Annotated in this window: 24 protein-coding genes; 14 read left to right on the top strand and 10 right to left on the bottom strand. The window is 71.7% G+C overall.

Annotation, left to right across the window (positions count from 1 at the left end):
* Positions 1-68: 68 nt before the first annotated feature.
* Both AB0C96_RS24305 and AB0C96_RS24310 read right to left on the bottom strand, forming a co-directional pair.
* Positions 69-1,724 (bottom strand): penicillin-binding transpeptidase domain-containing protein, encoded by a 1,656-nt coding sequence (locus AB0C96_RS24305; RefSeq protein WP_362919866.1) that lies wholly within the window; start codon positions 1,722-1,724, stop codon positions 69-71.
* A 167-nt stretch (positions 1,725-1,891) separates the two neighbouring features.
* A complete protein-coding gene (locus AB0C96_RS24310; RefSeq protein ID WP_362919821.1) occupies positions 1,892-3,631 on the bottom strand; it encodes a phospholipid carrier-dependent glycosyltransferase in 1,740 nt (579 codons plus the stop codon).
* Between the two features lie 88 nt (positions 3,632-3,719).
* Here AB0C96_RS24310 and rsmI point away from each other — a divergent pair, with 88 nt between their 5' ends.
* The 6 genes from rsmI to AB0C96_RS24340 all read left to right on the top strand — a co-directional run bounded on the left by rsmI (position 3,720) and on the right by AB0C96_RS24340 (position 9,386).
* A complete protein-coding gene (gene rsmI, locus AB0C96_RS24315; RefSeq protein ID WP_362919822.1) occupies positions 3,720-4,601 on the top strand; it encodes a 16S rRNA (cytidine(1402)-2'-O)-methyltransferase in 882 nt (293 codons plus the stop codon).
* Positions 4,602-4,895: 294 nt separating this feature from the next.
* Positions 4,896-5,369: a hypothetical protein gene (locus AB0C96_RS24320; RefSeq protein ID WP_362919823.1), complete on the top strand. Its 474-nt coding sequence runs from the start codon at positions 4,896-4,898 to the stop codon at positions 5,367-5,369.
* Positions 5,370-5,402: 33 nt separating this feature from the next.
* On the top strand, positions 5,403-6,278 hold the full coding sequence (locus AB0C96_RS24325) for a TatD family hydrolase (protein WP_362919824.1): 876 nt from the start codon (positions 5,403-5,405) through the stop codon (positions 6,276-6,278).
* Positions 6,279-6,457: 179 nt separating this feature from the next.
* Entirely contained in the window at positions 6,458-7,612 is a 1,155-nt protein-coding gene (locus tag AB0C96_RS24330) for a ubiquitin-like domain-containing protein (RefSeq protein WP_362919825.1), read from the top strand.
* A complete protein-coding gene (rsmA, locus tag AB0C96_RS24335; RefSeq protein WP_362919826.1) occupies positions 7,609-8,487 on the top strand; it encodes a 16S rRNA (adenine(1518)-N(6)/adenine(1519)-N(6))-dimethyltransferase RsmA in 879 nt (292 codons plus the stop codon). Before AB0C96_RS24330 ends, rsmA begins: the two co-directional genes overlap by 4 nt.
* Positions 8,484-9,386 carry a 4-(cytidine 5'-diphospho)-2-C-methyl-D-erythritol kinase gene (locus AB0C96_RS24340; protein WP_362919827.1) on the top strand — a complete coding sequence of 301 codons (903 nt, stop codon included), beginning with the start codon at positions 8,484-8,486 and terminating at the stop codon, positions 9,384-9,386. Before rsmA ends, AB0C96_RS24340 begins: the two co-directional genes overlap by 4 nt.
* A gap of 38 nt (positions 9,387-9,424) precedes the next feature.
* On the opposite strand, the gene AB0C96_RS24345 is transcribed toward AB0C96_RS24340, so the two are convergent.
* The 3 genes from AB0C96_RS24345 to AB0C96_RS24355 form a co-directional block, all read right to left on the bottom strand.
* Positions 9,425-9,874 (bottom strand): hypothetical protein, encoded by a 450-nt coding sequence (locus AB0C96_RS24345; protein ID WP_362919828.1) that lies wholly within the window; start codon positions 9,872-9,874, stop codon positions 9,425-9,427.
* A 312-nt stretch (positions 9,875-10,186) separates the two neighbouring features.
* Positions 10,187-10,405 (bottom strand): DUF397 domain-containing protein, encoded by a 219-nt coding sequence (locus tag AB0C96_RS24350; RefSeq protein ID WP_362919829.1) that lies wholly within the window; start codon positions 10,403-10,405, stop codon positions 10,187-10,189.
* Positions 10,386-11,243 carry a helix-turn-helix transcriptional regulator gene (locus AB0C96_RS24355; RefSeq protein ID WP_362919830.1) on the bottom strand — a complete coding sequence of 286 codons (858 nt, stop codon included), beginning with the start codon at positions 11,241-11,243 and terminating at the stop codon, positions 10,386-10,388. Before AB0C96_RS24355 ends, AB0C96_RS24350 begins: the two co-directional genes overlap by 20 nt.
* Before the next feature lie 197 nt (positions 11,244-11,440).
* On the opposite strand from AB0C96_RS24355, the gene AB0C96_RS24360 reads away from it, so the two are divergent.
* Positions 11,441-11,656: a hypothetical protein gene (locus AB0C96_RS24360; protein ID WP_362919831.1), complete on the top strand. Its 216-nt coding sequence runs from the start codon at positions 11,441-11,443 to the stop codon at positions 11,654-11,656.
* Positions 11,653-11,895, top strand: a complete 243-nt coding sequence (locus AB0C96_RS24365; protein WP_362919832.1) for a hypothetical protein — start codon at positions 11,653-11,655, stop codon at positions 11,893-11,895. The genes AB0C96_RS24360 and AB0C96_RS24365 overlap by 4 nt, the downstream gene beginning before the upstream one ends.
* 17 nt (positions 11,896-11,912) lie before the next feature.
* Here the strand turns inward: AB0C96_RS24365 and AB0C96_RS24370 are convergent, their stop codons facing one another.
* The 3 genes from AB0C96_RS24370 to AB0C96_RS24380 form a co-directional block, all read right to left on the bottom strand.
* A complete protein-coding gene (locus AB0C96_RS24370) occupies positions 11,913-12,503 on the bottom strand; it encodes a Uma2 family endonuclease (RefSeq protein WP_362919833.1) in 591 nt (196 codons plus the stop codon).
* Between the two features lie 67 nt (positions 12,504-12,570).
* Positions 12,571-13,356, bottom strand: coding sequence for an alpha/beta hydrolase (locus tag AB0C96_RS24375; protein WP_362919834.1), 786 nt, complete (start codon positions 13,354-13,356; stop codon positions 12,571-12,573).
* Positions 13,357-13,413: 57 nt separating this feature from the next.
* The gene (locus AB0C96_RS24380) at positions 13,414-13,779 is read right to left on the bottom strand and encodes a hypothetical protein (protein ID WP_362919835.1); all 366 of its coding nucleotides are present in this window, start codon (positions 13,777-13,779) and stop codon (positions 13,414-13,416) included.
* Between the two features lie 203 nt (positions 13,780-13,982).
* On the opposite strand from AB0C96_RS24380, the gene AB0C96_RS24385 reads away from it, so the two are divergent.
* A complete protein-coding gene (locus tag AB0C96_RS24385; protein ID WP_362919836.1) occupies positions 13,983-15,782 on the top strand; it encodes an ABC-F family ATP-binding cassette domain-containing protein in 1,800 nt (599 codons plus the stop codon).
* A gap of 260 nt (positions 15,783-16,042) precedes the next feature.
* Positions 16,043-16,765 (top strand): LuxR C-terminal-related transcriptional regulator, encoded by a 723-nt coding sequence (locus AB0C96_RS24390; protein WP_362919837.1) that lies wholly within the window; start codon positions 16,043-16,045, stop codon positions 16,763-16,765.
* A gap of 22 nt (positions 16,766-16,787) precedes the next feature.
* On the opposite strand, the gene AB0C96_RS24395 is transcribed toward AB0C96_RS24390, so the two are convergent.
* Complete coding sequence (locus AB0C96_RS24395; RefSeq protein ID WP_362919838.1) at positions 16,788-17,111, bottom strand: hypothetical protein; 324 nt, start codon at positions 17,109-17,111, stop codon at positions 16,788-16,790.
* A gap of 29 nt (positions 17,112-17,140) precedes the next feature.
* Complete coding sequence (locus AB0C96_RS24400) at positions 17,141-18,811, bottom strand: sodium:solute symporter family protein (protein WP_362919839.1); 1,671 nt, start codon at positions 18,809-18,811, stop codon at positions 17,141-17,143.
* 225 nt (positions 18,812-19,036) lie between these two features.
* Here AB0C96_RS24400 and galT point away from each other — a divergent pair, with 225 nt between their 5' ends.
* From galT to AB0C96_RS24420, 4 genes are all read left to right on the top strand, one after another.
* Positions 19,037-20,143: a galactose-1-phosphate uridylyltransferase gene (gene galT, locus AB0C96_RS24405; RefSeq protein ID WP_362919840.1), complete on the top strand. Its 1,107-nt coding sequence runs from the start codon at positions 19,037-19,039 to the stop codon at positions 20,141-20,143.
* Positions 20,140-21,105 carry a UDP-glucose 4-epimerase GalE gene (gene galE, locus AB0C96_RS24410; RefSeq protein ID WP_362919841.1) on the top strand — a complete coding sequence of 322 codons (966 nt, stop codon included), beginning with the start codon at positions 20,140-20,142 and terminating at the stop codon, positions 21,103-21,105. The genes galT and galE overlap by 4 nt, the downstream gene beginning before the upstream one ends.
* A gap of 65 nt (positions 21,106-21,170) precedes the next feature.
* On the top strand, positions 21,171-22,388 hold the full coding sequence (gene galK, locus AB0C96_RS24415) for a galactokinase (protein WP_362919842.1): 1,218 nt from the start codon (positions 21,171-21,173) through the stop codon (positions 22,386-22,388).
* Positions 22,389-22,659: 271 nt separating this feature from the next.
* On the top strand, positions 22,660-23,436 hold the full coding sequence (locus tag AB0C96_RS24420) for a response regulator transcription factor (RefSeq protein WP_362919843.1): 777 nt from the start codon (positions 22,660-22,662) through the stop codon (positions 23,434-23,436).
* Positions 23,437-23,454 lie beyond the last annotated feature (18 nt).

Genomic DNA, 23,454 nt, shown 5'->3' on the forward strand with positions numbered 1-23,454 from the left:
CGGGCCATGCGAAGGAAATCCAGCCGGTGGGACGGGGAGCGGGGACCCGGCGGTCCCCGCTCGTGCGGTCAGCCGGCGGTGAGGATGGCGCGGACCACCGGGCCCGCGTTGGAGCCGCCGTGGCCGCTGGCCGGCACGACGGCGGCCGCGGCGAGGTCGTCGCGGTAGGCGGTGAACCAGGCGTTGGGCTTCTTCTGGCCGTCGACCTCGGCGGAGCCGGTCTTGGCGCCGATGTCACCGCCGACCCCGGCCATCGCCTCGGCGGCCGTACCGGAGGTCGCGGTCAGCTTCATCAGCGACTTCAGGCCGTTGAGGGTGGACGGCTTCATCGTGCGGGCGGCCTTGGCGAAGCTCCGGTTGTCCAGCGACTGGGCGACGATGTACGGCTGGTGGAAGGAGCCGGCGCGGACCGTCGCGGCGAGCGTGGCGACGTTGAGCGGGTTCATCCGCACCCCGCCCTGGCCGATCAGCGAGGCCGCCATCTGGGCGTCGTGCTGCACCGGCACCGCGCCGTCGAAGGTGGGGATGCCGGTCTGCCAGTTCAGGCCGATGCCGAAGACGTCCCGGGCCTCGTTGGTCAGGTCGCCGTCGTCGAGCTTCTCGGCCTGCGAGATGAAGGCGTTGTTGCAGGACGCGGCGAAGCTCTGCGCGAAGGTGCCGTCCTTGATCTCGGACTTGTTGAGGTTCTGGAACTTCCAGCCGCCGACGGTCACGTACTTGGGGCAGGGCTGCTTCTTGTCGGGGGCGGTCAGGCCCTTGTCCATCAGCAGCGCCGAGGTGACGATCTTCATCGTGGAGCCGGGGGCCAGCGAGCCCTGGGTGGCCATGTTGAAGCCCTTGGCCGGGGAGTTGGCGAGCGCCAGGATCTCGCCGGTGCTGGGCTTGATGGCGGCCGCGGACGCCGACTTCTTGCCCGCGACGGCCTTCTCGGCAGCGGCCTGGAGCTTGGCGTCCAGGGTGGTCTTCAGGGTGCCGGGAGTGCCCTTGGAGAGCACCTTCAGCGTCTTGTCGGGCAGCTGGTCGGAGGGCTTGGCGCTCTTGGCGCGGTGGATGAAGAGCTCCACGCCGGGCTTGCCGTCGGTCTTGTCGCCGTACTTGTCGCGCAGGCTGTCCAGCACCGAGGCCAGGGACGGGTGCGCCTCGGGGGTCAGCACGGTGCCGTTGCGGTCCACGGCCTTGATCGGCGGCGCCTCGGCCTCGCCGGTGCGCAGCTCGTCACCCTTGGCCAGGCCCGGGTGTAGCACCGTCGGCTGCCAGGCGATCTGCGGCTTTCCGGTGGTCTTGTCGCGCTGCACGGTCGCCGAGGTGCGGTACGAGTAGGGCGCCTTGCTGCCCTTGTAGTCGATCTGGGTGGTGACGGTGTACGGGACCTTGCCGCCGGCCGGGGTGCCCGGGGTCACCGTCACCTTCGAGAACTTCGCCTGCTTGGCGAAGTCCTCCAGGGCGGTCCTGGCGGCCGCGGGGCTGTCCGTCAGTCCGGCCGCCTTGGTGGTGTCACCGGACTGCCAGGCGGTGAGGAACTCCTGCCCGGCCGTCTGCACCTCCTTGGCGGACAGCGGACCGGTCGGCACCTTGTGCCCGCTGTCGCCCGCCTTGGTGTCCGCCGACCTGACCTCTGTGGGCGAGGCGTCGTCCGAGCCGCCGAACAGCACGAGGCCACCCACGACTCCCGCCACCAGGGCCACCGATCCGCCGATCAGCCCGTACGTCACCTCTCGGCGCATTGCCACCGATCCCCTCCCTGGAGCCTCGTCCTTGAATACGCACACAAGAACGTGTCTCGCACTCTAAGGGACACGGGGGAGACGCCGAGTCTCGATCCGGGCACGGTCCTGTGACACGCTGTCATAGGGCTGTTACAGAATTGTCGAACTCGGGACGCGGCCTCCACTCACACCCAGGTGTCGAACCACATCCGTTGGTGCCAGGCCGACTTGGGGATCGGCAGGCCCGTGTAGAGCGGATAGAAGTAGATGAAGTTCCAGATGATCAGGAGCACCAGCACGCCGGCGCCCACCGCGCCGATCGTCCGGCGGCGCTCGGTGGAGCCCGGCGGTCCGATGATCGCGCCGATCATCATGGCCAGCGCCAGGCACAGGAACGGGACGAACACCACCGCGTAGAACAGGAAGATCGTCCGCTCCTGGTAGAGGAACCACGGCAGATAGCCGGCCGCGACTCCGCAGGCGATGGCGCCGGCCCGCCAGTCCCGCCGGAACAGCCAGCGGTAGAGGACGTAGAGCAGCGCGAAGCAGGCGGCCCACCACAGCAGCGGGGTGCCCAGTGCCAGCACCTCGCGGGCGCAGCCCTCGGCCGCGGTGCAGCCGTCGTGGCCGACCTTGGGGTCCTCGTAGAAGTACGAGACCGGGCGGCCCAGGACCAGCCAGCTCCAGGGGTTGGACTGGTAGGTGTGCGGGGTGGTCAGGCCGGTGTGGAAGGCGTAGACCTCGGTCTGGTAGTGCCACAGGCTGCGCAGCCAGTCCGGCAGCCAGGTCCAGCCACCGGTGCGGCCCTCGGGGGTGGTCGCCCAGTCGCGGTAGTAGCCGCCCTTGGTGGCGATCCAGCCGGACCAGGACGCGAGGTAGGTGGCGAGGGCGACGACGACCGTCGAGCCGAACGCGGGCAGGACGTCACGGCGGAGGGCCGAGCGGAAGGGCCACCGGGCACCGGCGGTACGGCGCCCGGCGACGTCCCACAGCACCGACATCAGCGCGAACGCCGCGAGGAAGTACAGGCCGTTCCACTTGGTGGCGGCGGACAGGCCCAGGCACACGCCGGCCGCGATCCGCCAGGGCCGCCAGCCGAGCCGCAGCCGGTCGCCCACCGCGTCGTCCGGGCGCGCGACGCCCCCGGGGCCGAGGGGGAGCGCCGCCGCCAGCCGGGCCCGGGTGCGGTCCCGGTCCACCAGCAGGCAGCCGAACCCGGCCAGCACCCAGAACATCACGATCAGATCGAGCAGGGCGGTGCGGCTCATCACGAAGTGCAGCCCGTCCACCGCCAGCAGGGTGCCGGCGAGGCAGCCCAGCGCCGTGGAGCGCAGCAGCCGCCGCCCGATCCGGCAGACCAGCAGCACCGACAGCGTGCCGAGCAGCGCCACCATGAACCGCCAGCCGAAGGGGTTCATGCCGAACGCCCACTCGCCGAGGGCGATCAGCCACTTGCCCATCGGCGGGTGCACGACGTAGGAGTGCTCGGGCGAGAGCAGGATCTCCGGCGGGTGGGCGATCAGCGCGTCATTGGCGTTCTTGGCCCAGGTGCCCTCGTAGCCGTACTGGAGCAGCGACCAGGCGTCCTTGGGGTAGTACGTCTCGTCGAATATCACCTTGCGCGGGCTGCCCAGGTTCCAGAACCGCAGCACCCCCGCGAACAGCGCCACCAGCAGCGGGCCGATCCAGCCCGACCAGCGGGCCAGCCGGACGGCGGCCGCCGGGCCGGCGCCGAGCACCATCCACAGCCGGCCGTTCGGTTCCGGGAAGGCGGGTACCAGCCGCGCCCGGACGTCGGCCTGCGGGCGGACCGGGTAGCCGAAGCGGCGCAGCCGTCGTTGCCACGCCGGGGGCGCTCCGGCCGGCTCCGGGGCGCGCTGCGCGGCGGCGTCGGTCGCGGTGGTGTCACTCGTCACCCGGCCCATCGTAGGGAAGCGCCCTGTGGACCGGTGCGGAGCGCCACAACGGACGCCGCCGGGCCGGTGCGCCACGGCGTCCTGGGAGGATGGGCGGGTGACTGGAACGCTGGTACTTGCAGGGACGCCCATCGGCGAGATCGCGGACGCCCCGCCGCGGCTCGCCACCGAGCTGGCGGCCGCCGATGTGATCGCCGCCGAGGACACCCGGAGGCTGCGCCGGCTGACCCAGGCGCTGGACGTCCAGCCGACCGGCCGGATCGTGTCGTACTTCGAGGGCAACGAGGCGGCCCGGACGCCGGAGCTGGCCGATGCGCTGTCCGGCGGCGCGCGGGTGCTGCTGGTCACCGATGCGGGGATGCCGTCGGTCTCCGACCCCGGCTACCGGCTGGTCGCGGCGGCGGTCGAGCGCGGCATCAAGGTCACCGCGGTACCGGGCCCCAGCGCGGTGCTCACCGCACTGGCCGTCTCCGGGCTGCCGGTGGACCGCTTCTGCTTCGAGGGGTTCCCGCCCCGCAAGGCCGGGGAGCGGCTCTCCCGGCTCCGTGAGGTCGCGGGCGAGCGGCGCACCCTCGTCTACTTCGAGTCGCCGCACCGGCTGGACGACACCCTGGTCGCGATGGCCGAGGTCTTCGGCGCCGAGCGGCGGGCCGCGGTCTGCCGCGAGCTGACCAAGACGTACGAGGAGGTCAAGCGCGGCCCGCTGGGCGAGCTGGTGGCGTGGGCGGCCGAGGGCGTGCGCGGGGAGATCACGATCGTCGTCGAGGGCGCTCCGGAGAGCGGTCCGCAGGAGCTGGACGCCGAGGAGCTGGTGCGCCGGGTGCGGGTCCGCGAGGAGGCCGGGGAGCGGCGCAAGGAGGCCATCGCCGCGGTCGCCGTGGAGGCCGGGCTGCCCAAGCGGGAGGTCTTCGACGCGGTGGTCAGTGCGAAGCACGCCGAGAAGGACGCCGGGAAGCGCGCCGGGAAGAACGGCGAGTAGAACACCGGGTGGAACGCGGTGAAGGTCGCGGTGAAGGATTCGGCCACGCACGCCGCCGCGAAGCGCTCCGCCGACGAATGATGCGCAGCACAGAGCGAAAACCGACTCATCAGAAGGTAAATGACTGGCTGGAAAGGTAAAGCGCAGGCCGAGTCATGAGGTGATTTTCCTACCGTCTGCCAAATCTGGGCCAATTGCATCCGGGACTTGCTGCATTGCGGCCGGGAAAGGCGTCCACTGGGGGAGGGACGAACGGTTCCCGACAACCTTGTCCAGCGGACAAGAGGAGCGCACATGAGCGAGATCGCTAACACCACGGCGAACACCACTGGCGTTTCCACCAGCGGCGTCCACCCCATCCCCCGGCCCGAGCCGGCGGCCCACGAGGCGTACTCCTTCGCGTGTATGCGGTGCGGCCACGGCTGGGAGCAGGCGTACGAAATAGTCCACCAGATCGACGGCAAGGGTGAGCTGCACGTCATCTACTACGCGGACGGCGAGCGGGTGCCGTCCCCGTTGACCCGGCCCACCTGCCTGAACTGCGGAAGCAACGTCGTACGCATCATGCGCTCCGGCCAGGTCTCCATGGTGTCCGATGCGATCGCGAGCATGCACCAGCGCCAGAACGGCGGTGAGAAGGGCGGGAAGAAGAAGGCGGCGCCGTCCGGGGCCTCCGCGGACCGCACCGCCGAGGACCGCCCGGAGGGCGGCAAGCACCACTGGCACCTGTCCGACCTGCTGCACCCCTTTCAGCACCACCGCAAGTGAGGCCCCGGCCGCGGTCCTCGTAGGATCGCGGCCATGGCACCGCAGGACAAGAACACCCCGCCGCCGCTGCCCGAACCCCTTCGGGTGGCGGTCGCGGATTCGCACACCCACCTGGACATGCAGGAGGGCACCGTCGACGCGGCGCTCGCCAAGGCCGCCTCGGTGGGTGTGACGACGGTCGTCCAGGTCGGCTGTGACATCAAGGGCTCGCAGTGGGCGGCGGACACCGCCGCGGCCCACGACAGCGTGCACGCCACCGTCGCCCTGCACCCGAACGAGGCGCCCCGGATCGTCCTGGGCGACCCGGACGGCTGGTCGCGGCAGGGGGCGCGGGAGGCCGGCGGCGACGCCGCCCTGGACACCGCCCTCGCCGAGATCGACCGGCTCGCCGCGCTGCCGCAGGTCCGCGGCGTCGGCGAGACCGGCTTGGACTACTTCCGTACCGGCCCCGACGGCATGGCCGCCCAGGAACGGTCCTTCCGCGCCCACATCGAGATCGCCAAGCGGCACGGCAAGGCCCTCGTCATCCACGACCGCGAGGCCCACGAGGACGTGCTGCGGATCCTGCGCGAGGAGGGCGCGCCGGACCGGACCGTCTTCCACTGCTACTCCGGCGACGCCGCGATGGCCGAGGTCTGCGCCGCGGCCGGCTACTTCATGTCCTTCGCCGGCAACGTCACCTTCAAGAACGCCCAGCCGCTGCGCGACGCGCTCGCCGTCGCCCCGACGGAACTGGTTCTCGTCGAGACCGACGCCCCCTTCCTCACGCCCGCGCCGTACCGCGGACGGGCCAACGCCCCGTACCTCATTCCGGTCACCCTGCGGGCGATGGCGGAGGTCAAGGGGGTGACGGAGGACGCCCTGGCCGCGGCCGTCGCGGCGAACACGGCGCGCGCCTTCGACTACTGAGGCCACCGGGCCGGCGCCCGGCCGCCCGCGGCGGCCCACCGGCGCCCTCCCGGCGCCCCCACGGCCCCTCCCGGGTACCCCGAAATGACCACTTTCCGTATCGGATGAACTTTGGAGAGTGACCGGCCCTCCGCTACATTCCGCCCGTCCACCGCATCCGTCGGCATGGGGAGTGCGCTGTGAGTCCGTCACCGAGCAGCCACCGCGCCGCGCGCGGCCGTCGCAGACGCCGCGCCGAACGCCCCGAAGCGCTGCGCAGACTGGTGCCCCGGGCCCTGGTCGTGGCGTTCCTGGCCGGCGGCACCACGGCGTTCATCGCGCACGACAAGGCGATCCGGCTCGACGTCGACGGCACCCCGCGCACCCTGCACACCTTCGCCGACGACGTCGACGACCTGCTGGCCGACGAGCAGCTCGACCTCGGCGACCACGACATCGTCGCGCCCGGCCCCGGCGCCGACCTGGCCAGCGGTGACGAGGTCGTCGTCCGGCACGGTCGCCCCGTCGCGCTCACCGTCGACGGCCGCCGCCGCACGGTGTGGACCACCGAGAACACCGTCGCCGGTGCGCTCCGCGAGGTCGGCGTGCGCTCCGAGGGCGCCTATCTGTCGACCTCCCGCGCCCGGCGCATCGCCCGGCACGGCATGGAGCTCGCGGTACGCACCGAGCGCTCCGTGGTCTTCATCGCCGACGGCCGCGCCTACCGGGTCCGCACCAACGCCGCCACGGTCCGCGAGGCCCTCGCGGAGGCCGGTCTCGCCCTGCGCGGCCAGGACACCACCTCGGTGCCGCCGGACAGCTTCCCGCGCGAGGGCCAGACCGTCTCCGTCCTGCGGATCACCGGCTCCAAGGAGGTCCGCGAGGAGCCCGTCCCGTTCCGTACGGTCAAGCGGATCGACCCCGGGCTGCCCGTCGGCACCGAGTCCGTCGTCCAGCAGGGCCGCCCCGGGGTGCGGCGGGTCACCTACCGCCTGCGCACCGTCAACGGCGTCAAGCAGAAGCCGAAGCGGCTGCACAGCGTGGTGGTGCACCCGCCGCGCCCGCAGATCGTGCACATCGGCACCCAGGCGCTGCCGACGTCCGTGCGCGGCACCGACCACCTCGCGTGGGAGGAGCTGGCCCAGTGCGAGGCGGGCGGCCGGCCGGACGCGGTCGACTCCTCGGGCCTCTACGGCGGCCTCTACCAGTTCGACGTCGGCACCTGGCACGCCCTCGGCGGCAGCGGTCGCCCCCAGGACGCGACCGCCCAGGAGCAGACCTTCCGCGCCAAGAAGCTCTACGTCAGGCGGGGGGCGAGCCCCTGGCCGGTGTGCGGCCGTAAGCTTCACGGGTGAGCAACAGCCCCACCGACGACCACGGCCCCCTCCTGGGCCCCGCCGACATCCGCGAGCTGGCCGCAAGGCTGGGCGTACGCCCCACCAAGCAGCGCGGCCAGAACTTCGTCATCGACGCCAACACCGTCCGCCGCATCGTGCGGACCGCCGATGTCCGGCCCGACGACGTCGTCGTCGAGATCGGCCCCGGCCTCGGCTCGCTGACCCTGGCGCTGCTGGAGGTCGCCGACCGGGTCACCGCCGTCGAGATCGACGACGTGCTGGCCGCCGCGCTGCCGTCCACCGTCGCCGACCGGATGCCCGGCCGCGCCGAACGCTTCGCTCTCGTCCACAGCGACGCCCTGCACGTCACCGAACTGCCCGGCCCCGCCCCCACCGCGCTGGTCGCCAACCTGCCCTACAACGTCGCGGTCCCGGTGCTGCTGCACATGCTCGCCACCTTCCCCTCCATCGACCGCACCCTGGTCATGGTCCAGTCCGAGGTCGCCGACCGGCTCGCCGCCCGCCCCGGCAACAAGGTCTACGGCGTGCCCTCGGTCAAGGCCAACTGGTACGCCGAGGTCAAGCGGGCCGGGGCCATCGGCCGCAACGTCTTCTGGCCCGCGCCCAACGTCGACTCCGGCCTGGTCTCCCTCGTACGCCGCGACAAGCCGGTCGCGACCACGGCCAGTCGCGAGGAGGTCTTCGCCGTCGTCGACGCCGCGTTCGCCCAGCGCCGCAAGACGCTGCGGGCCGCGCTGTCCGGATGGGCCGGCTCGGCCGCCGCCGCGGAGGCCGCGCTGGTCGCCGCGGGCGTCTCGCCGCAGGCCCGCGGTGAGGCGCTGACGGTGGAGGAGTTCGCCCGGATCGCGGAGAACAAGGAGGCGGGCAAGTGAAGCAGTCGGTGACGGTACGCGTCCCCGCGAAGGTCAACGTCCAGCTGGCGGTCGGCGCCGCCCGCCCGGACGGTTTCCACGACCTGGCGAACGTCTTCCTCGCGGTCGGCCTCTACGACGAGGTCACCGCCACCCCGGCCGACACCCTCCGCATCACCGCCGAGGGCCACGACGTCGACCAGATCCCCCTCGACCGGACGAACCTGGCCGCCCGCGCCGCCGAACTGCTCGCCGCCCGGCACGGCATCGAGCCGAACGTCCACCTCCACATCACCAAGGACATCCCGGTCGCCGGCGGCATGGCCGGCGGCAGCGCGGACGCCGCCGGCGCCCTGCTGGCCTGCGACGCCCTCTGGTCCACCGGCGCCTCCCGCGCCGAACTCCTCGACATCTGCGCCGAGTTGGGCAGCGACGTGCCGTTCAGTCTGGTCGGCGGCGCGGCCCTGGGGCGCGGCCGAGGCGAGCTGCTCACCCCGCTCCCCGTCGGCGGCACCTTCCACTGGGTCTTCGCGGTCGCCGACGGCGGGCTCTCCACCCCGGCCGTCTACCGCGAGTTCGACCGTCTGACGGCGGATACGGACGTGCCCGCGCCGGAGGCGGCCCCCGAACTGCTCGCCGCCCTGGACTCCGGCGACGCCACCGCGCTCGCCGCGACCCTCACCAACGACCTCCAGCCCGCCGCGCTCTCCCTGCGCCCGACCCTGGCCGCGACGCTGGACGCCGGCACCGCGGCCGGCGCCCTGGCCGCCCTGGTCTCCGGCTCGGGACCGACCACGGCGTTCCTGGTCAAGGACGCGGAGTCGGCGCAGCAGGTGGCGTCGGAGCTGCTGGCGTCGGGCACCTGCCGGGCGGTGCGGGTCGCGGACTCGCCGGCACCCGGCGCGACGGTCCTGCGATAGGTGGGGGCCGGGAGTCTGCTCCCGGCCCCCACCCCGCGTTACTCCTCTTCGTCGATCGGGCGGATGAACTCCAATGTCCACGTCTCCTGGAATTCGGGCTTGGGCGCGACGAGTTCGATCTGTGCGCCACGGTGCCCGGCGCGCAGGGCGAGCCCCTTGTCCGACAAGATCTTGACCCCGCCGATGACCCTTTCGAACGTGAACTGCGCCCATTCGGCGCGCGGAACGTTGTTGACCCAGAGCTTTTCCTCGGCCACTACGAGGCCGGCTTGGTCCTGGTGAGCGAGCCGGACCACATACGGCGCCCCCGGCACCGGCTCCGTCGGCTCGATGGCCCACTCCTGCTCGATGGGGAGAGGGTTGAACCGGTCGGTGATGACCGGAGCGCCGTGCTTCACGGCGTACTCGGTGGCTGTCAACAGGCTGGTCGGACCGATGATGTGAGCGTGGATCTTGTAGATGCCGGGCCGTACAGGGATCGCAGACATGCGTGAGACTCCCTATCTGTCACGGTTCGCTCGCCGCTGGCGTCTCGCCACCGGGCCAGATCCCACTCTCTACGTTCGCCGGACGTTCCAAAAGGTGAGAAATAGCCAAAGAGTGCACAGTTCGGGCGAATCGGACAGGTTTCCGGATTTGCAGTCCGGCGCGGCAGGAGGGCGCGGCTGGGAGTTCGCCCGCACTGCGCACCTACCCCGCCACGCCGGGCGGATGGTCACCCACAAGAGGTAGAGAGGGGTGGAGGGGCTCAGGGGGCGCGGGCGGGAGGTACTCCCATGGCCGCCGTCCGCCGGGAGCGCTCAAATGCCCGGCAGGGCGGCGTTCTTGACGGCGGAGACGAAGGACGACCAGGCGGCGGTGGGGAAGAGTATCGCCGGGCCGTGGGGGTCCTTGGAGTCGCGGACGGGGACGATGTCGGGGAGGTCGTCCACCACCTCGACGCAGTTCCCGCCTTCGCCACTGGTGTAGCTGCTCTTGCGCCAGACGGCGGCGCTCAAGTCAATCCGGCTGGATGCCATTTCGATAGTCCTTCGCGGCCGCCTCGATGATGGCGAGGGACGCCTTCGGCGGCAGTGCGGCGGCCCTGAGCCGATCGTATGCCTTGCGGTACTTCTTCACGATGGCCGGATCGTCGATCGCGCCACCGCTGTACTCCGATTCCAGGTAGGCCAGCGGCGGAGCGTCCGGGAAGGTCGTGAGCTGCAACAGGCCCACCAGCATGAGGGGGTGCGGTCCGCAGTTCCACGGCAGGATCTGTGGAACGATCCGGGGGCGCCTCGCGAGCGCCGCGATGTGGTCGAGCTGATCGGCCATCTCCTCCGGGGGGAGGATCGGGCAGCGCAACATGTTCTCGGGCAGGATCGCCCAGTACTCAGGCGTCTTGTGGTCGTCCTCGAACAGGTGGGCCCGCGCCATGCGGGCGTTGATCTTCTCCTCCACCTCCTCATCGGTCGCCAGCGGAAGCGTCGCCCGTACCACTGCCCTGGCGTACGGGGCCGTCTGCAACAGGCCGGGGATGAGGTTGGGGCACCACTCCTCAATGGCCTCAGCGCGCTTCTCGGCCTCCAACGCGTACTCGAACCAGCCGACATGACCCTTCACCTTCGCCTTGCGCACGTCCTCGCAACGCCGCTTGAAGAAGCCGTCCGTCTTCAGGACCCGGTCCACGTGCTCCGCCAGCTCCGCCGGCATCCGGCGCTCGCCGCGTTCGATCTCGCTGAGGTGGCTCAGGCCGTAGAAGCTGCCCTCGACCAGCTGCTGAAGGGTGAGTCCGGCCTGCTCCCGTTGGTAGCGCAGTTCCTTGCCGTAGAAGGTGGGGACTCCCGTCGAGCCGTCAATGTCCTTGCGTCGTGCCACGGTTCACCGCCGTACGGGTAGCTGGTTCGCAGGTATCAGGTATTGCGGGCGGGCCCCGGCGGTTCCCCGCACTTCCACCACTACGCAATGCGCATTCCCCAGGCGGTGATCGGGAGCCCAACCCCCTTTCACGCTACGCCGCGTGACGTCACTGTGTGAGTGGTTCGTCGCAATGCGTACAGGAAGGCGTAAGGCCCATGTCCCTCCACCGCTCCACCCCCGATGACGTGCACGACAGCGCCGAGGAGCTGCGTACCGCGCTCAAGGACAACGGCATCACGCTGCCGTCGCTCGGCGTCGATCTGCCGGGCTTCGCGGGCAGTTACGGCGTTCCGCTCGTCGCCCTCGGTAACTGCAACGCGGCCACCGCCCGCAGGCTCGCCGAGGTTCTGCGGAGGGCGGCCGCCCGATGACAGGCGCAGAACCCGGCGACCGGCGCCGCCTCGTACGCGTCCCCCGCGTGCCGCCCGGCCTGCTCCTGCTGTGTGGCGAGGACAGGCGCCTCGTCCGGCCGTACGTACGGGCGTCGGAGGCCTCAGGCGTACCGGAGGCGTGGCAGGGCCCTGCGGATCAGGGCGCCAGGCGGCGGGAGCTGGAGGAGTCGGTGCGGAGGCTCAACACCTGGTCGTCCGGCGGGGGTGGGCGACGGTGACCTGAGCCGAGGTCTTGCTACAGCTCGTCGATGGCGGTCAGGTCGATGTCGATGGGGTAGGGCACGTCCACCTTGATGCGATTGTGGTGAATGCCGGTCAAGGCATAGGTGCCGGTGGTTTGCCCCAGCTCGTAGACCTGGATGACCGGACGGTCGTCGGGATCCGCCATCTCGACCAGCCAGAAGTGGTGGATGCCTGCGGCGGCGTACTTGTGTGGCTTCGTATGGCGGTCGCGCGACTCAGACTCAGGAGAGATGACCTCGACGGCCATCAGGACATCCTCGCCCTTGAAGTGCGTCTGCTGCGCTCCTTTCTTCGCGCTGGCCTTCACGACGGAGATATCCGGCTCGGGTCCGTTGCGCCGGTCCAGCACCACGGTCATCTCGCGAGCGACTTTGAGGTGAGGTGGCAAGGTGCGGCGCAAGCCGCTCACCAGCAGGTCGATCGCGCTGAAGTGGAAGTAGCGCTGCGGGCTCACGAGGACCAGGCTCCCGTCGATCAGCTCGGTGTGCGGCGGGAGATCCGGCAGTGTGAACAGGTCGTCCACCGTGTACCCGTCCAGCGGGGGCATCGGCCAGTGATGCTGCTCGACGGATTCGGCGGTCATGGTTCCTCCCATGGACGGGATTCTTCGGCCTGCTCGTCCACGGTAACGGCCATACCATCTCGCGTCATCACAACGAGTGACCACTCCCGCGCGTGCTGCCCCTAGCAGCCTCGGCCAGCACCCCCGCCACCAGCCGCCCCGCCCGCACCGCGTCTGCGGCGGTCGTCGGGACGCAGCGGTCCACCGCCGGGTCGTACACGGTCATGATCACGCCCGCGTGGTCGGTGTCCGGCTCCTGGTACGTCACCGGGTTGTCCGCGGCGCGGAGCGCGTCCGCCAGGTCGCGGGAGTGCTGGGCCGGCACGACGGTGTCCCGGCTGCCGTGGACGAGGTGGACCGGCACGGTCGGGGTCAGGCCGGCGGCGAGGTCGGCGAGCGGGGCGGTGCCGGTGGTGCGCGCCGGCAGGTCGTAGCGGCCCGCGACAGCGACCACCGCCGTCGGGTGCCACCCCTCCGCGCTCTCGGGTCGCTGGGCGACCCCCAGCGCGGCCCCGGCCCCCGCCGACCAGCCGGCCAGCACGAACGACTCCCCGTCGCCGCCCAGCCCGCCCGCCTCCTTGCGGACGAAGGCCAGCGACTGGAGCAGCTGCGACCGGCCGCCGTCCGGGGCGTCCGAGCGCCAGTCCGGTACCAGGACCAGCAGGCCGCGGGCCGCCGCGGTCCGTGCCAGCGGCTCCAGCACATCCCGCTCGTCCGGCCCGATTCCGTGCCAGAGCAGCAGGGTGGGGAGCGGGCGCACCGGGCCTTCCGGGCGGTGGAGGTCCAGCCGCTTGCCGCTCGGGCCGTAGACCAATCCGCGTTCCGTCTCCACTGCCGTGCCCGTGCCCGTGCCCGTGCCCGTGTCCGATGTCATGGTGGGCACGCTATCCAAGGGGCGTCGGGGAGCTCAGTTCAACGGGCGCCGGGCGCCTCAGCTGCCCGCGATGGTCAGCGACACCACCCAGGCCAGGGCCAGGAGGAAGGGCGCGGCGACGAGGCAGACCACACCCGCCGGGCGGCGGCTGGCCAGGCCGGTCACCGTGAGGGCGGCGGCGGTGAGGGAGGCGACGACGGGCAGGTAGCCGACGGTCTGCTGGCCGCCCGTGGTGCAGATCAGACGGGTGTCGCCGTCGAAGCAGTTGTCGCTGGCCATGGTGAACAGCGGCGCGATCACCGCGGTGAACCCGGCGCCCGCGAGCAGGAGCAGGCCGAGAACGATACGGCCGATGAGGGCGCCCACGCTGCGCCGTGCGCCGTTGGGCGGCGGGGGCGCGGCCGGTGCCTGGTCGTTGTGCACGGGGCCCACGGTAGGACCGCCGCACGCCCCTGCCATCCGTACGGCTACTCACCTCCTCACCCGTATTCATCCCCTCGCTCAGGTGCCGGCCGCCGGTCGCCCGACGGGGTGGGGACTCCGCTCCGTCGGGACGCTTCCGCACGCCGACTACGCTGGAACGGTCGATCGATGTGAAGCGCATCGATGGGAAACGCAGGAGTGAGATGGCCGTCAACCTCGTCAATCTGGAAGCCGTCGGCAAGGTCTACGGAACCCGGGCCCTGCTCGACGGCGTCTCGCTCGGCGTCAACGAGGGGGACCGGATCGGCGTCGTCGGACGCAATGGCGACGGCAAGACCACCCTGATCCGGATCCTCGCCAAGCTGGAGGGCGCGGACGACGGCCGGGTGACCCACTCCGGCGGTCTGCGGCTCGGGGTGCTGACCCAGCACGACTCGCTCGACCCGGCGGCCACCATCCGCCATGAGGTGATCGGTGATCTCGCCGATCATGAGTGGGCGGGGAACGCCAAGATCCGCGACGTGCTGACGGGGCTCTTCGGGGACCTGCACCTGCCGGGCTTCACCCACGGCCTGGACACCGTCATCGGCCCGCTCTCCGGCGGCGAGCGGCGCCGCATCGCGCTCGCCAAGCTGCTCATCGCCGAGCAGGACCTGATCGTCCTCGACGAGCCCACCAACCACCTGGACGTCGAGGGCATCTCCTGGCTGGCCCGCCACCTCCAGGCCCGCCGCTCCGGCCTCGTCGTGGTCACCCACGACCGCTGGTTCCTCGACCAGGTCTGCACCCGGATGTGGGACGTGCAGCGCGGCGCGGTGCACGAGTACGAGGGCGGCTACAGCGACTACGTCTTCGCCCGGGCCGAGCGGGAGCGGATCGCGGCCAGCGAGGAGGCCAAGCGGCAGAACCTGATGCGCAAGGAGCTGGCGTGGCTGCGGCGTGGCGCACCGGCCCGTACGAGCAAGCCGCGCTTCCGCATCGAGGCGGCGAACGAGCTGATCGCCGACGTCCCGCCGCCCCGCGACAGCGCCGAGCTGATGAAGTTCGCCAGCTCCCGCCTCGGCAGGACCGTCTTCGACCTGGAGGACGTCAGCGTCCAGGCCGGGCCCAAGGTGCTGCTCAAGCACCTGACCTGGCAGCTGGGCCCGGGCGACCGGATCGGCCTGGTCGGCGTCAACGGCGCCGGCAAGACCTCGCTGCTGCGGGCGCTGGCCGAGGCGGCCCGCACGGCCGGTGAGGCGCAGCCCGCGGGCGGTCGGATCGTCGTCGGCAAGACCGTCAAACTGGCCTACCTCTCGCAGGAGGTCGGCGAACTCGACCCGACCTTGCGGGTGTTGGAGGCGGTCCAGCGGGTCCGTGAGCGGGTCGACCTCGGCAAGGGCCGGGAGATGACCGCCGGCCAGCTCTGCGAGAAGTTCGGCTTCACGAAGGAGAAGCAGTGGACGCCGGTCGGCGACCTGTCGGGCGGTGAGCGGCGCCGGCTCCAGATCCTGCGGCTGCTGATGGATGAGCCGAACGTCCTCTTCCTCGACGAGCCCACCAACGACCTCGACATCGAGACCCTGACCCAGCTGGAGGACGTGCTCGACGGCTGGCCCGGCTCGATGATCGTCATCAGCCACGACCGGTACTTCATCGAGCGCACCACCGACCGGGTCTTCGCGCTGCTCGGCGACGCCACGCTGCGGATGCTGCCGCGCGGACTGGACGAGTACCTGGAGCGCCGTCAGAAGCTGATCGAGGCCGCCGTGCCGGCCGCCGCACAGCCGGCCGCCGCCCCCAAGAAGGCCGCCGCCGTCAACCGCGCGGCGCAGAAGGAACTCAACAAGATCGAGCGGCAGTTGGACAAGATCGGCGACAAGGAGAGCACCCTCCACGCCCAGATCGCCGAGCACGCCACCGACTTCGAGAAGGTCGCCGACCTCGACGCCCGGCTGCGCGAGCTGACCGCCGAGCGGGAGGAGCTGGAGATGCGCTGGCTGGAGCTGGCGGAGGACGTCTGACAGACGCCTCCGCGGGCACCCCCATGGGCGCCTCCCCGGGCACCCCCACGGGCGCCTCCCCGAGCACCTCCACAGGCGCCTCCACGGGCGCCCACCCGGCCGACGAGGGCGGCAATCGGCCCAGATTGGCCGGGATTCCAGCATTCCGGGGGTCTTCTCCCCGGTAGGGGGCGCGCTTCGGCAGCCGAGCGTGTAGCTTCCCGGGGACGAGCGGCCCGGCCGGGCCGCGCCGGGGCCCGCCGAAGTGGAGGGGTTGCTCGATGGGCGTGCGGCTCATGGTGGTCGACGATCACCGTCTGCTCGCGGAGGCGCTCGCCTCGGCGTTGAAGCTGCGCGGGCACCGTGTGCTGGCGGCCGCGGCGCCCAGCGCCGGGGCCGCGGACCTGGTGGTGAGCCGGGCGCCGGAAGTCTGCCTGCTGGGCACCGCGGCGCCCGCCCAGCCCGGCGCGTTCGACCCGGTCGTACGGATCAAGAAGGAGCGGCCGCAGGTCGCGGTGGTGGTGCTGGGGCCGGTGCCGAGTCCGCGCGGGATCGCGGCGGCGTTCGCGGCCGGGGCCTCCGGCTACGTCCGCAACGACGAGCGGATCGAGGGCGTGGAGCGCGCCATGATGAAGGCGCGGGCGGGGGAGTCGGCGGTCTCCCCGCAGCTGTTGCAGCAGGCCTTCGAGGAGCTGCTGCACCCCGCGGAGCAGCCGGACGACGAGGGCGCGCGGCTGTTGGAACTGCTCACCCCGCGCGAGGTCGAGGTGCTCGTACGGGTCGCGGACGGTGAGGACACCCGGCTGATCGCGGCCGGTATGGACATCGCGCCGAGCACGGCACGCACGCACGTCCAGCGGGTGTTGATGAAGCTGGAGGTGGGCTCCCGGCTGGAGGCCGCCGCGCTGGCGGCACGGACCGGGCTGCTGGACCGGGCGGGCGGCGGGCGGGCCGCCGCGCGGCGGGCGGCGGCGGGACCGGAGGAGCCGGCCCCGCCGCAGTGAGGCGCCGCAACGGGTGTGCGGTTCAGCCCTCCCTGGGGCCTTCCGCGGCTCCGGCAGCCGGCTCCGCGGCCGCCAGTTCCGCGGCGGTCGGCGGGACGGCCGGCCGCAGGGCCTGCCAGAGGAGGAAGAACCCGCCGAGGGCGAGCATGCCCAGGCCCGTCCACAGGTTGATGTTGATGTCCTGGGCCTTCTTCAGGTCCGCGTCGCTCGCGGTCAGGCCGGCGATGGTGACGATCACGCCGTAGACGACGAACAGACCGCCGATGATGCGCCGTATGTCGAAGAGACGCGCGGCGGTCGCCGACGTGCGCTCCAACTCCTCGACCTCGTGCTGGTAGTCACTCATGGTGGGTCAACTCCGCTGGTTCGGGCTGGTCAGAGGGAGAAGGGGAGGTAGCAGACGGCGGCCACCACGACCGCGCCCCAGCCCAGCAGGGCCGGCTTGCGGTACCACGCGTCGTCGCCCTCGGCGGGCAGCTCCTCCATACCGGGCGACCGGGTGCCGTAGACCAGACCGGCGAGCGACTCGGCGGGCTTGGGCTTGGTGACCAGGGTGACGGCGACCATCACCAGCGCGCCGACGACGAACGCCACGATGGAGGAGACGAAGTTGGCGCCCTGGTCGGAGGGGATCGAGATGACGCCCTGCTTGTAGAGCCAGAAGTAGTTGACCATCGCGGCCGCGGTTCCGGAGAGCAGCCCCCAGAAGCCGGCCGCGGCGCTGGTCCGCTTCCAGAACATGCCGATGATGAAGACGACGAACAGGGGGACGTTGAAGAAGGAGAAGAGCGTCTGGAGGTAGTTCATGATGTTGCTGAAGGACGAGGCGATGAAGGCCGTGCCCATGCCGATCAGCACGCCGACCGCGGTGACGACGCGTCCGGTCCTGAGGTGGTACGCGTCCTCGCGGCCCTTCTTCAGGTACGCGGCCCAGATGTCGTTGGTGAAGACCGTGTTGAAGGACGAGACGTTGGCCGCCATACCGGCCATGAAGGCCGCCAGCAGACCGGTCACCGCGATGCCCAGCACACCGTTGGGGAGCAGGTCGCGCATCAGCACCGGTATCGCGTCGTTGTACTGCAAGCCGTCGGTGGACTTGCCCAGCGTCGGCTCCATGACCAGCGCGATCAGGCCGGGGACGACCACCACCATCGGGATGAAGATCTTGGGGAAGGCGGCGATCAGCGGGGTGCGCCGGGCGGCGGAGAGGTTCTTCGCGGACAGCGCGCGCTGCACCTCGGCGAAGTTGGTGGTCCAGTAGCCGAAGCTCATCACGAAGCCCAGGCCGAGGACGATGGTGAGCCAGTTCGCGCCGAGCGGGTTGCCCTCGCCGATGCCGGTGCCCTTCCAGGCGGTCAGGAACGCGTCCCCGTGCGAGGAGGTCAGCGAGTGGGTCAGGCCGTCCCAGCCGCCGACGCGCTTGAGGCCGACGATGGTCAGCGGGATCAGCGCGGCCAGGATGACGAAGAACTGAAGCACTTCGTTGTAGATCGCCGAGGAGAGGCCGCCGATGGTGATGTACGCCAGGACGAAGAAGCCGGCGACCACGATCGCCACCCACTGCGGCCAGCCGAGCAGCGCCTGGAGCACGATCGCCATCGCGTAGAGGTTCACGCCCGCGATCAGTACGGACGAGACGGCGAAGATGAGCGAGGAGAGCAGGTGCGAGGAGGGGCCGAAGCGGTGCAGCAGGAACTCCGGCACCGAGCGGACCTTGGAGCCGTAGTAGAACGGCATCATCACCAGGCCGAGGAAGACCATCGCCGGAATGGCGCCGATCCAGTACCAGTGGACCGTGTAGGCGCCGTACTGCGCGCCGTTGGCGGCCATGCCGAGGATCTCGGTGGCGCCGAGGTTGGCGGCGACGAACGCCAGGCCGGTGACCCAGGCGGGCAACGACCGTCCGGAGAGGAAGAAGTCCAGGCTGGTCCGCACGCTGCGCCGGGCGGCGAATCCGATGCCGAGGACGACGACGAAATAGAGGGCCAGGATCGTGTAGTCGAGCCCGTTGGTGGGGAGCCGGAGCCCTTCAGCCAAGGTGATCATGGTGGGAACCCGCTTCTTTGCGCGAACGGAACGCACAAAAAGCTACGCCTGGACCTTGAGAAACTGAACACTTTTGTTCGATTGAGTTGTTGGATTGTGATGGGCGCCTGCGGTATGGCGCGTTACGTCCCCATGTGAGCCCTGGTCGAGGGGGGCGTTGACGCAACTGTTTAGTTGTGCTTCATTGTGTTTGTTTGTGTTTGGTCGGTGGGGTGAGGAGCTCCGGTGAAGAAGACGACGACCCGGCTTGCGGACGGCCGGGAGCTGATCTACTACGACGCGCGCGCCGACGTCGTACGGGACACCGTCGACCGGCGCCCCCTCGCCCCGGTCGCCACCGCCGCCGAGATCCGCCACGACCGCCTCCTCGGCGACGCGGTGGCCATCGCCTCGCACCGCCAGGCCCGCACCTACCACCCCCCGGCCGACGAGTGCCCGCTGTGCCCCTCCGTCGAAGGCCGGCTCTCGGAGATCCCCGCCGCCGACTACGACGTCGCCGTCTTCGAGAACCGCTTCCCCTCCCTCGCCGGCGACCACGGCCGCTGCGAGGTCGTCTGCTTCACCTCCGACCACGACGCCTCCTTCGCCGACCTCACCGAGGAGCAGGCCGCCCTGGTCCTCGCGGCCTGGACCGACCGCACCGCCGAGCTCTCCCAACTCCCGGGCGTGGCACAGGTCTTCTGCTTCGAGAACCGCGGCGAGGAGATCGGCGTCACCCTCGGCCACCCGCACGGCCAGATCTACGCCTACCCCTTCGTCACCCCGCGCACCGAGCGGATGCTCACCTCGCTCGCCGCCCACCGCGAGGCCACCGGCGGCCGCAACCTCTTCGACGACGTCCTCGCCGACGAACGCGCCGACGGCCGCCGCGTCGTCCTCGACGGCGAGCACTGGGTGGCCTTCGTCCCGTACGCCGCCCACTGGCCCTACGAGGTGCACCTCTACCCCAAGCGCCGGATCCCCGACCTGCTCGCCCTCGACGACGCCGCACGCGCCGAATTCCCCCGGGTCTACCTGGAACTCCTGCGGAGGTTCGACCGGATCTTCGCCGGACCGGACGCCGCATCCGGGCGGGACGCCGGACCGGGCGGCGCGTCCGGGCGGGACGGCAGCGCGCCCCGGACCCCGTACATCGCCGCCTGGCACCAGGCCCCGGTGCGCGCCGAGCAGCGTTCCGCGTTCGCGCTCCACCTTGAGCTTTTCACCATTCGCCGGACTTCCGGCAAGCTGAAGTTCCTCGCGGGTTCCGAATCCGGCATGAACGTGTTCATCAACGACGTGCCGCCGGAAGCCGCGGCCGAGCGACTGCGAGAGGTAGCGAGCGAGCAATGAGCAAGTACGTGGTGACGGGCGGGGCCGGTTACGTCGGGAGCGTGGTGGCCCAGCACCTGCTGGAGGCCGGCCACGCGGTGACCGTCCTGGACAACCTCTCGACCGGCTTCCGGGCCGGGGTCCCCGCGGGCGCCGAGTTCATCGAGGGCGACATCCGCGACGCCGCCACCTGGCTCGACTCCTCCTACGACGCGGTGCTGCACTTCGCCGCGTTCTCGCAGGTCGGCGAGTCCGTCGTCAAGCCCGAGAAGTACTGGGACAACAACGTCGGCGGCACCATGGCGCTGCTCGCCGCGATGCGCTCGGCGGGCGTGCGCAAGCTCGTCTTCTCCTCCACCGCGGCGACCTACGGCGAGCCGGTGAACACCCCGATCACCGAGACCGACCCGACCGCCCCCACCTCCCCCTACGGTGCCAGCAAGCTCGCCGTCGACCACATGATCAGCGGCGAGGCCACCGCCCACGGGCTGGCCGCCGTCTCGCTGCGCTACTTCAACGTCGCCGGCGCCTACGGCACCTGCGGCGAGCGCCACGACCCCGAGTCGCACCTCATCCCGCTCGTCCTCCAGGTCGCCCAGGGCAGGCGCGAGGCGATCTCCGTCTTCGGCGACGACTACCCCACCCCCGACGGCACCTGCATCCGCGACTACATCCACGTCGCCGACCTGGCAGAGGCCCACCTCCTCGCCCTCGATGCCGCCACCGCCGGCGAGCACCTGATCTGCAACCTCGGCAACGGCAACGGCTTCTCCGTGCGCGAGGTCATCGAGACCGTCCGCAAGGTCACCGGGCACCCCATCCCCGAGGTCACCGCCCCGCGCCGCGGCGGCGACCCGGCCGTCCTGGTGGCCTCCGCGCGGACCGCCGTCGACCGGCTCGGCTGGCAGCCCAGCCGCGCCGACCTCGCCGGCATCGTCGCCGACGCCTGGGCCTTCGCCCAGGCCCGCGAGAGCGCCGAGTAGAGCCGACGGGCCGGGGGAGGGCACACCGCGGCCCGCACCACGACGAACAGGACGAAGGAGTCCGCGTGACAGACACGGAGCACGGCGCACCCCGGACGGCGGCGGCCTTCCGCACGGTGTACGGGGCGCAGCCGCACGGCATCTGGGCGGCGCCCGGCCGGGTCAACCTGATCGGTGAACACACCGATTACAACGACGGCTTCGTGATGCCGCTGGCCCTCCCGCACACCACCCTCGCCGCCGCCGCGCCCCGCACCGACGGGGTGCTGCGGCTGCACTCCGGCGGCGCCGACGGCGGGGTCGTCGAGCTGCGCATCGACGCGCTGCACCCGGTGCCCGGCTCGGCCTCCGAGACGCTCTCGGCGAGCCGGGGCGGGGCGCAGCGCAGCGGCGGCTGGGCCGCCTACCCGGCGGGCGTCGTCTGGGCGATGCGGGAGGCCGGTCTGCCCGTCGGCGGCGCGGACCTGCACTACGACAGCACGGTGCCCACCGGCGCCGGGCTCTCCTCCTCCGCCGCCCTGGAGGTCGTCACCGCACTCGCCCTCAACGACCTCTACGCCCTCGGTCTGGAGCCGCAGCGGCTGGCCCGGCTCGCCCAGCGCGCCGAGAACGCCTTCGTCGGCGTGCCCTGCGGGATCATGGACCAGACCGCCGCGGCCTGCTGCACCGCCGGCCACGCCCTGTTCCTGGACACCCGTGACCTCACCCACCGCCAGGTCCCGTTCGACCTGGCGGGCGAGGGGCTGCGCCTCCTGGTGGTGGACACCCGCGTCAAGCACGAGCTCGGCGACGGCGCATACGCCGAACGACGCGCCGGCTGCGAACGCGGCGCGCGGGCACTCGGCGTGCGGGCCCTGCGCGACGTGTCCCCCGCACAGCTGCCCGACGCGCTGGCGCACCTGGCCGACGAGCCCCAACTGCAAGCCCTGGTCCGGCACATCGTGACCGAGAACCACCGGGTCGAAGAGGTCATCGCATGCCTGGACGCGGGCCGCACCCGCGCCATCGGCCCGCTGCTGACGGCCGGCCACGCCTCGCTCCGCGACGACTTCGCGATCTCCTGCCGGGAACTCGACCTCGCCGTCGACACCGCCACCGCGGCCGGCGCCCTCGGAGCCCGGATGACCGGCGGCGGCTTCGGCGGCTCGGCGATCGTGCTCGTCGAGGAGGCGGACGCGGCCACCGTGGGCAAGGCGGTCACCGAGGCGTTCGCCGCCGCCGGGCACACCGCCCCGCGGATCTTCGAGGCCGTACCGAGCGCGGGAGCGCACCGGATCGAGTAGGGCGCACCGGGCGGAGCGTGGCCACCGGACGGCCGCCAAATGGCCCGGGTGGGGCAGCAGTTTGGCCAATCACCTTCCCTCACCGCACCCCGTCCGTACTCTGAGATCCTGCACCGGTGGGGGCCGGTGCTGATCAGGGGGCGAGACCGTTCGGGTACGGCGCCCCGGGTGGGGGTAGTCATGTCGGCACGGCGGCGGCCGTGTGGTTGAGGCGATCTTCAATCCGGGCGTCGTGCCCGCTATGGTCCGTTCACCGAGACAGGGGGTCTCTGTGCAACGCATCCGGGTTCTGGTGGTCGACGACCACCGCATCTTCGCCGAATCCCTGGCAGCCGCGCTCGCCGCGGAACAGGACGTGGACGTCGCGGCCGCGGGCAGCGCGCCAGCGGCCCTGCGCAGCCTCGACCGGGCGGCCGGCGACGGCCGACGGTTCGACGTACTGCTCGCCGACGCCGACCTCGCCGCGCCGCTCCTCGCGGTGCCCGCGCAACCACCGGGCCCGGCCCGTGAGGCGGTGCCGCGCAGCTGCCCACGGGACGGCATCGCGCTGGTCTCCGGCCTGCGCACCAGCCACCCGTACCTGCGCACCGTCGTCCTCGCCGACCGCGACGACCCGCGCCGCGCGGCCGCCGCGCTCCAGGCCGGCGCCTCGGGCTGGGTCGCCAAGGACTGTTCGCTCTCCCGGCTGCTCGCGGTGATCCGCGGCGTGCTGCGTGACGAAACGCATCTGCCGCCCGCGCTGCTGACCGGTGTGCTGCGCGAGCTGACCGCCGCCCGCAAGCACCGCTCGGAGAGCGAGCGGCTGGTGGAGTCGCTGACGCCGCGCGAGCGCGAGGTGCTCCGCTGCATGGTGGCCGGCCTGGGCCGCAAGGCGGTCGCCGAGCGGCTCTTCCTCTCCCCGCACACGGTGCGCACGCACATGCAGAACGTGCTCGGCAAGCTGGGGGTGCACTCGACGCTCGCGGCGGTGGCGCTGGCCCGCCGGGCCGGGGTGGGCCCGGTCGAGCTGGAGACGGCGGCCGCGGCGGCCTCGGTGCCGGTGCCGTAGCCGCGGGGGAGGGGCCCG

The sequence above is a fragment of the Streptomyces sp. NPDC048506 genome (genome assembly GCF_040651315.1).
Lineage (GTDB): Bacteria > Actinomycetota > Actinomycetes > Streptomycetales > Streptomycetaceae > Streptomyces.

Bases quoted from the DNA above. Each gene is read 5' to 3' on its own strand.
- AB0C96_RS24395 (WP_362919838.1), bottom strand. From the start codon at position 17,111: ATGAGTGACTACCAGCACGAGGTCGAGGAGTTGGAGCGCACGTCGGCG.
- AB0C96_RS24350 (WP_362919829.1), bottom strand. From the start codon at position 10,405: ATGGCATCCAGCCGGATTGACTTGAGCGCCGCCGTCTGGCGCAAGAGC.
- AB0C96_RS24360 (WP_362919831.1), top strand. From the start codon at position 11,441: ATGTCCCTCCACCGCTCCACCCCCGATGACGTGCACGACAGCGCCGAG.
- AB0C96_RS24320 (WP_362919823.1), top strand. From the start codon at position 4,896: ATGAGCGAGATCGCTAACACCACGGCGAACACCACTGGCGTTTCCACC.
- AB0C96_RS24310 (WP_362919821.1), bottom strand. From the start codon at position 3,631: ATGGGCCGGGTGACGAGTGACACCACCGCGACCGACGCCGCCGCGCAG.
- AB0C96_RS24365 (WP_362919832.1), top strand. From the start codon at position 11,653: ATGACAGGCGCAGAACCCGGCGACCGGCGCCGCCTCGTACGCGTCCCC.
- AB0C96_RS24385 (WP_362919836.1), top strand. From the start codon at position 13,983: ATGGCCGTCAACCTCGTCAATCTGGAAGCCGTCGGCAAGGTCTACGGA.
- AB0C96_RS24375 (WP_362919834.1), bottom strand. From the start codon at position 13,356: ATGACATCGGACACGGGCACGGGCACGGGCACGGGCACGGCAGTGGAG.
- AB0C96_RS24390 (WP_362919837.1), top strand. From the start codon at position 16,043: ATGGGCGTGCGGCTCATGGTGGTCGACGATCACCGTCTGCTCGCGGAG.
- AB0C96_RS24400 (WP_362919839.1), bottom strand. From the start codon at position 18,811: ATGATCACCTTGGCTGAAGGGCTCCGGCTCCCCACCAACGGGCTCGAC.
- AB0C96_RS24345 (WP_362919828.1), bottom strand. From the start codon at position 9,874: ATGTCTGCGATCCCTGTACGGCCCGGCATCTACAAGATCCACGCTCAC.
- galE (WP_362919841.1), top strand. From the start codon at position 20,140: ATGAGCAAGTACGTGGTGACGGGCGGGGCCGGTTACGTCGGGAGCGTG.
- AB0C96_RS24325 (WP_362919824.1), top strand. From the start codon at position 5,403: ATGGCACCGCAGGACAAGAACACCCCGCCGCCGCTGCCCGAACCCCTT.
- AB0C96_RS24370 (WP_362919833.1), bottom strand. From the start codon at position 12,503: ATGACCGCCGAATCCGTCGAGCAGCATCACTGGCCGATGCCCCCGCTG.
- AB0C96_RS24305 (WP_362919866.1), bottom strand. From the start codon at position 1,724: ATGCGCCGAGAGGTGACGTACGGGCTGATCGGCGGATCGGTGGCCCTG.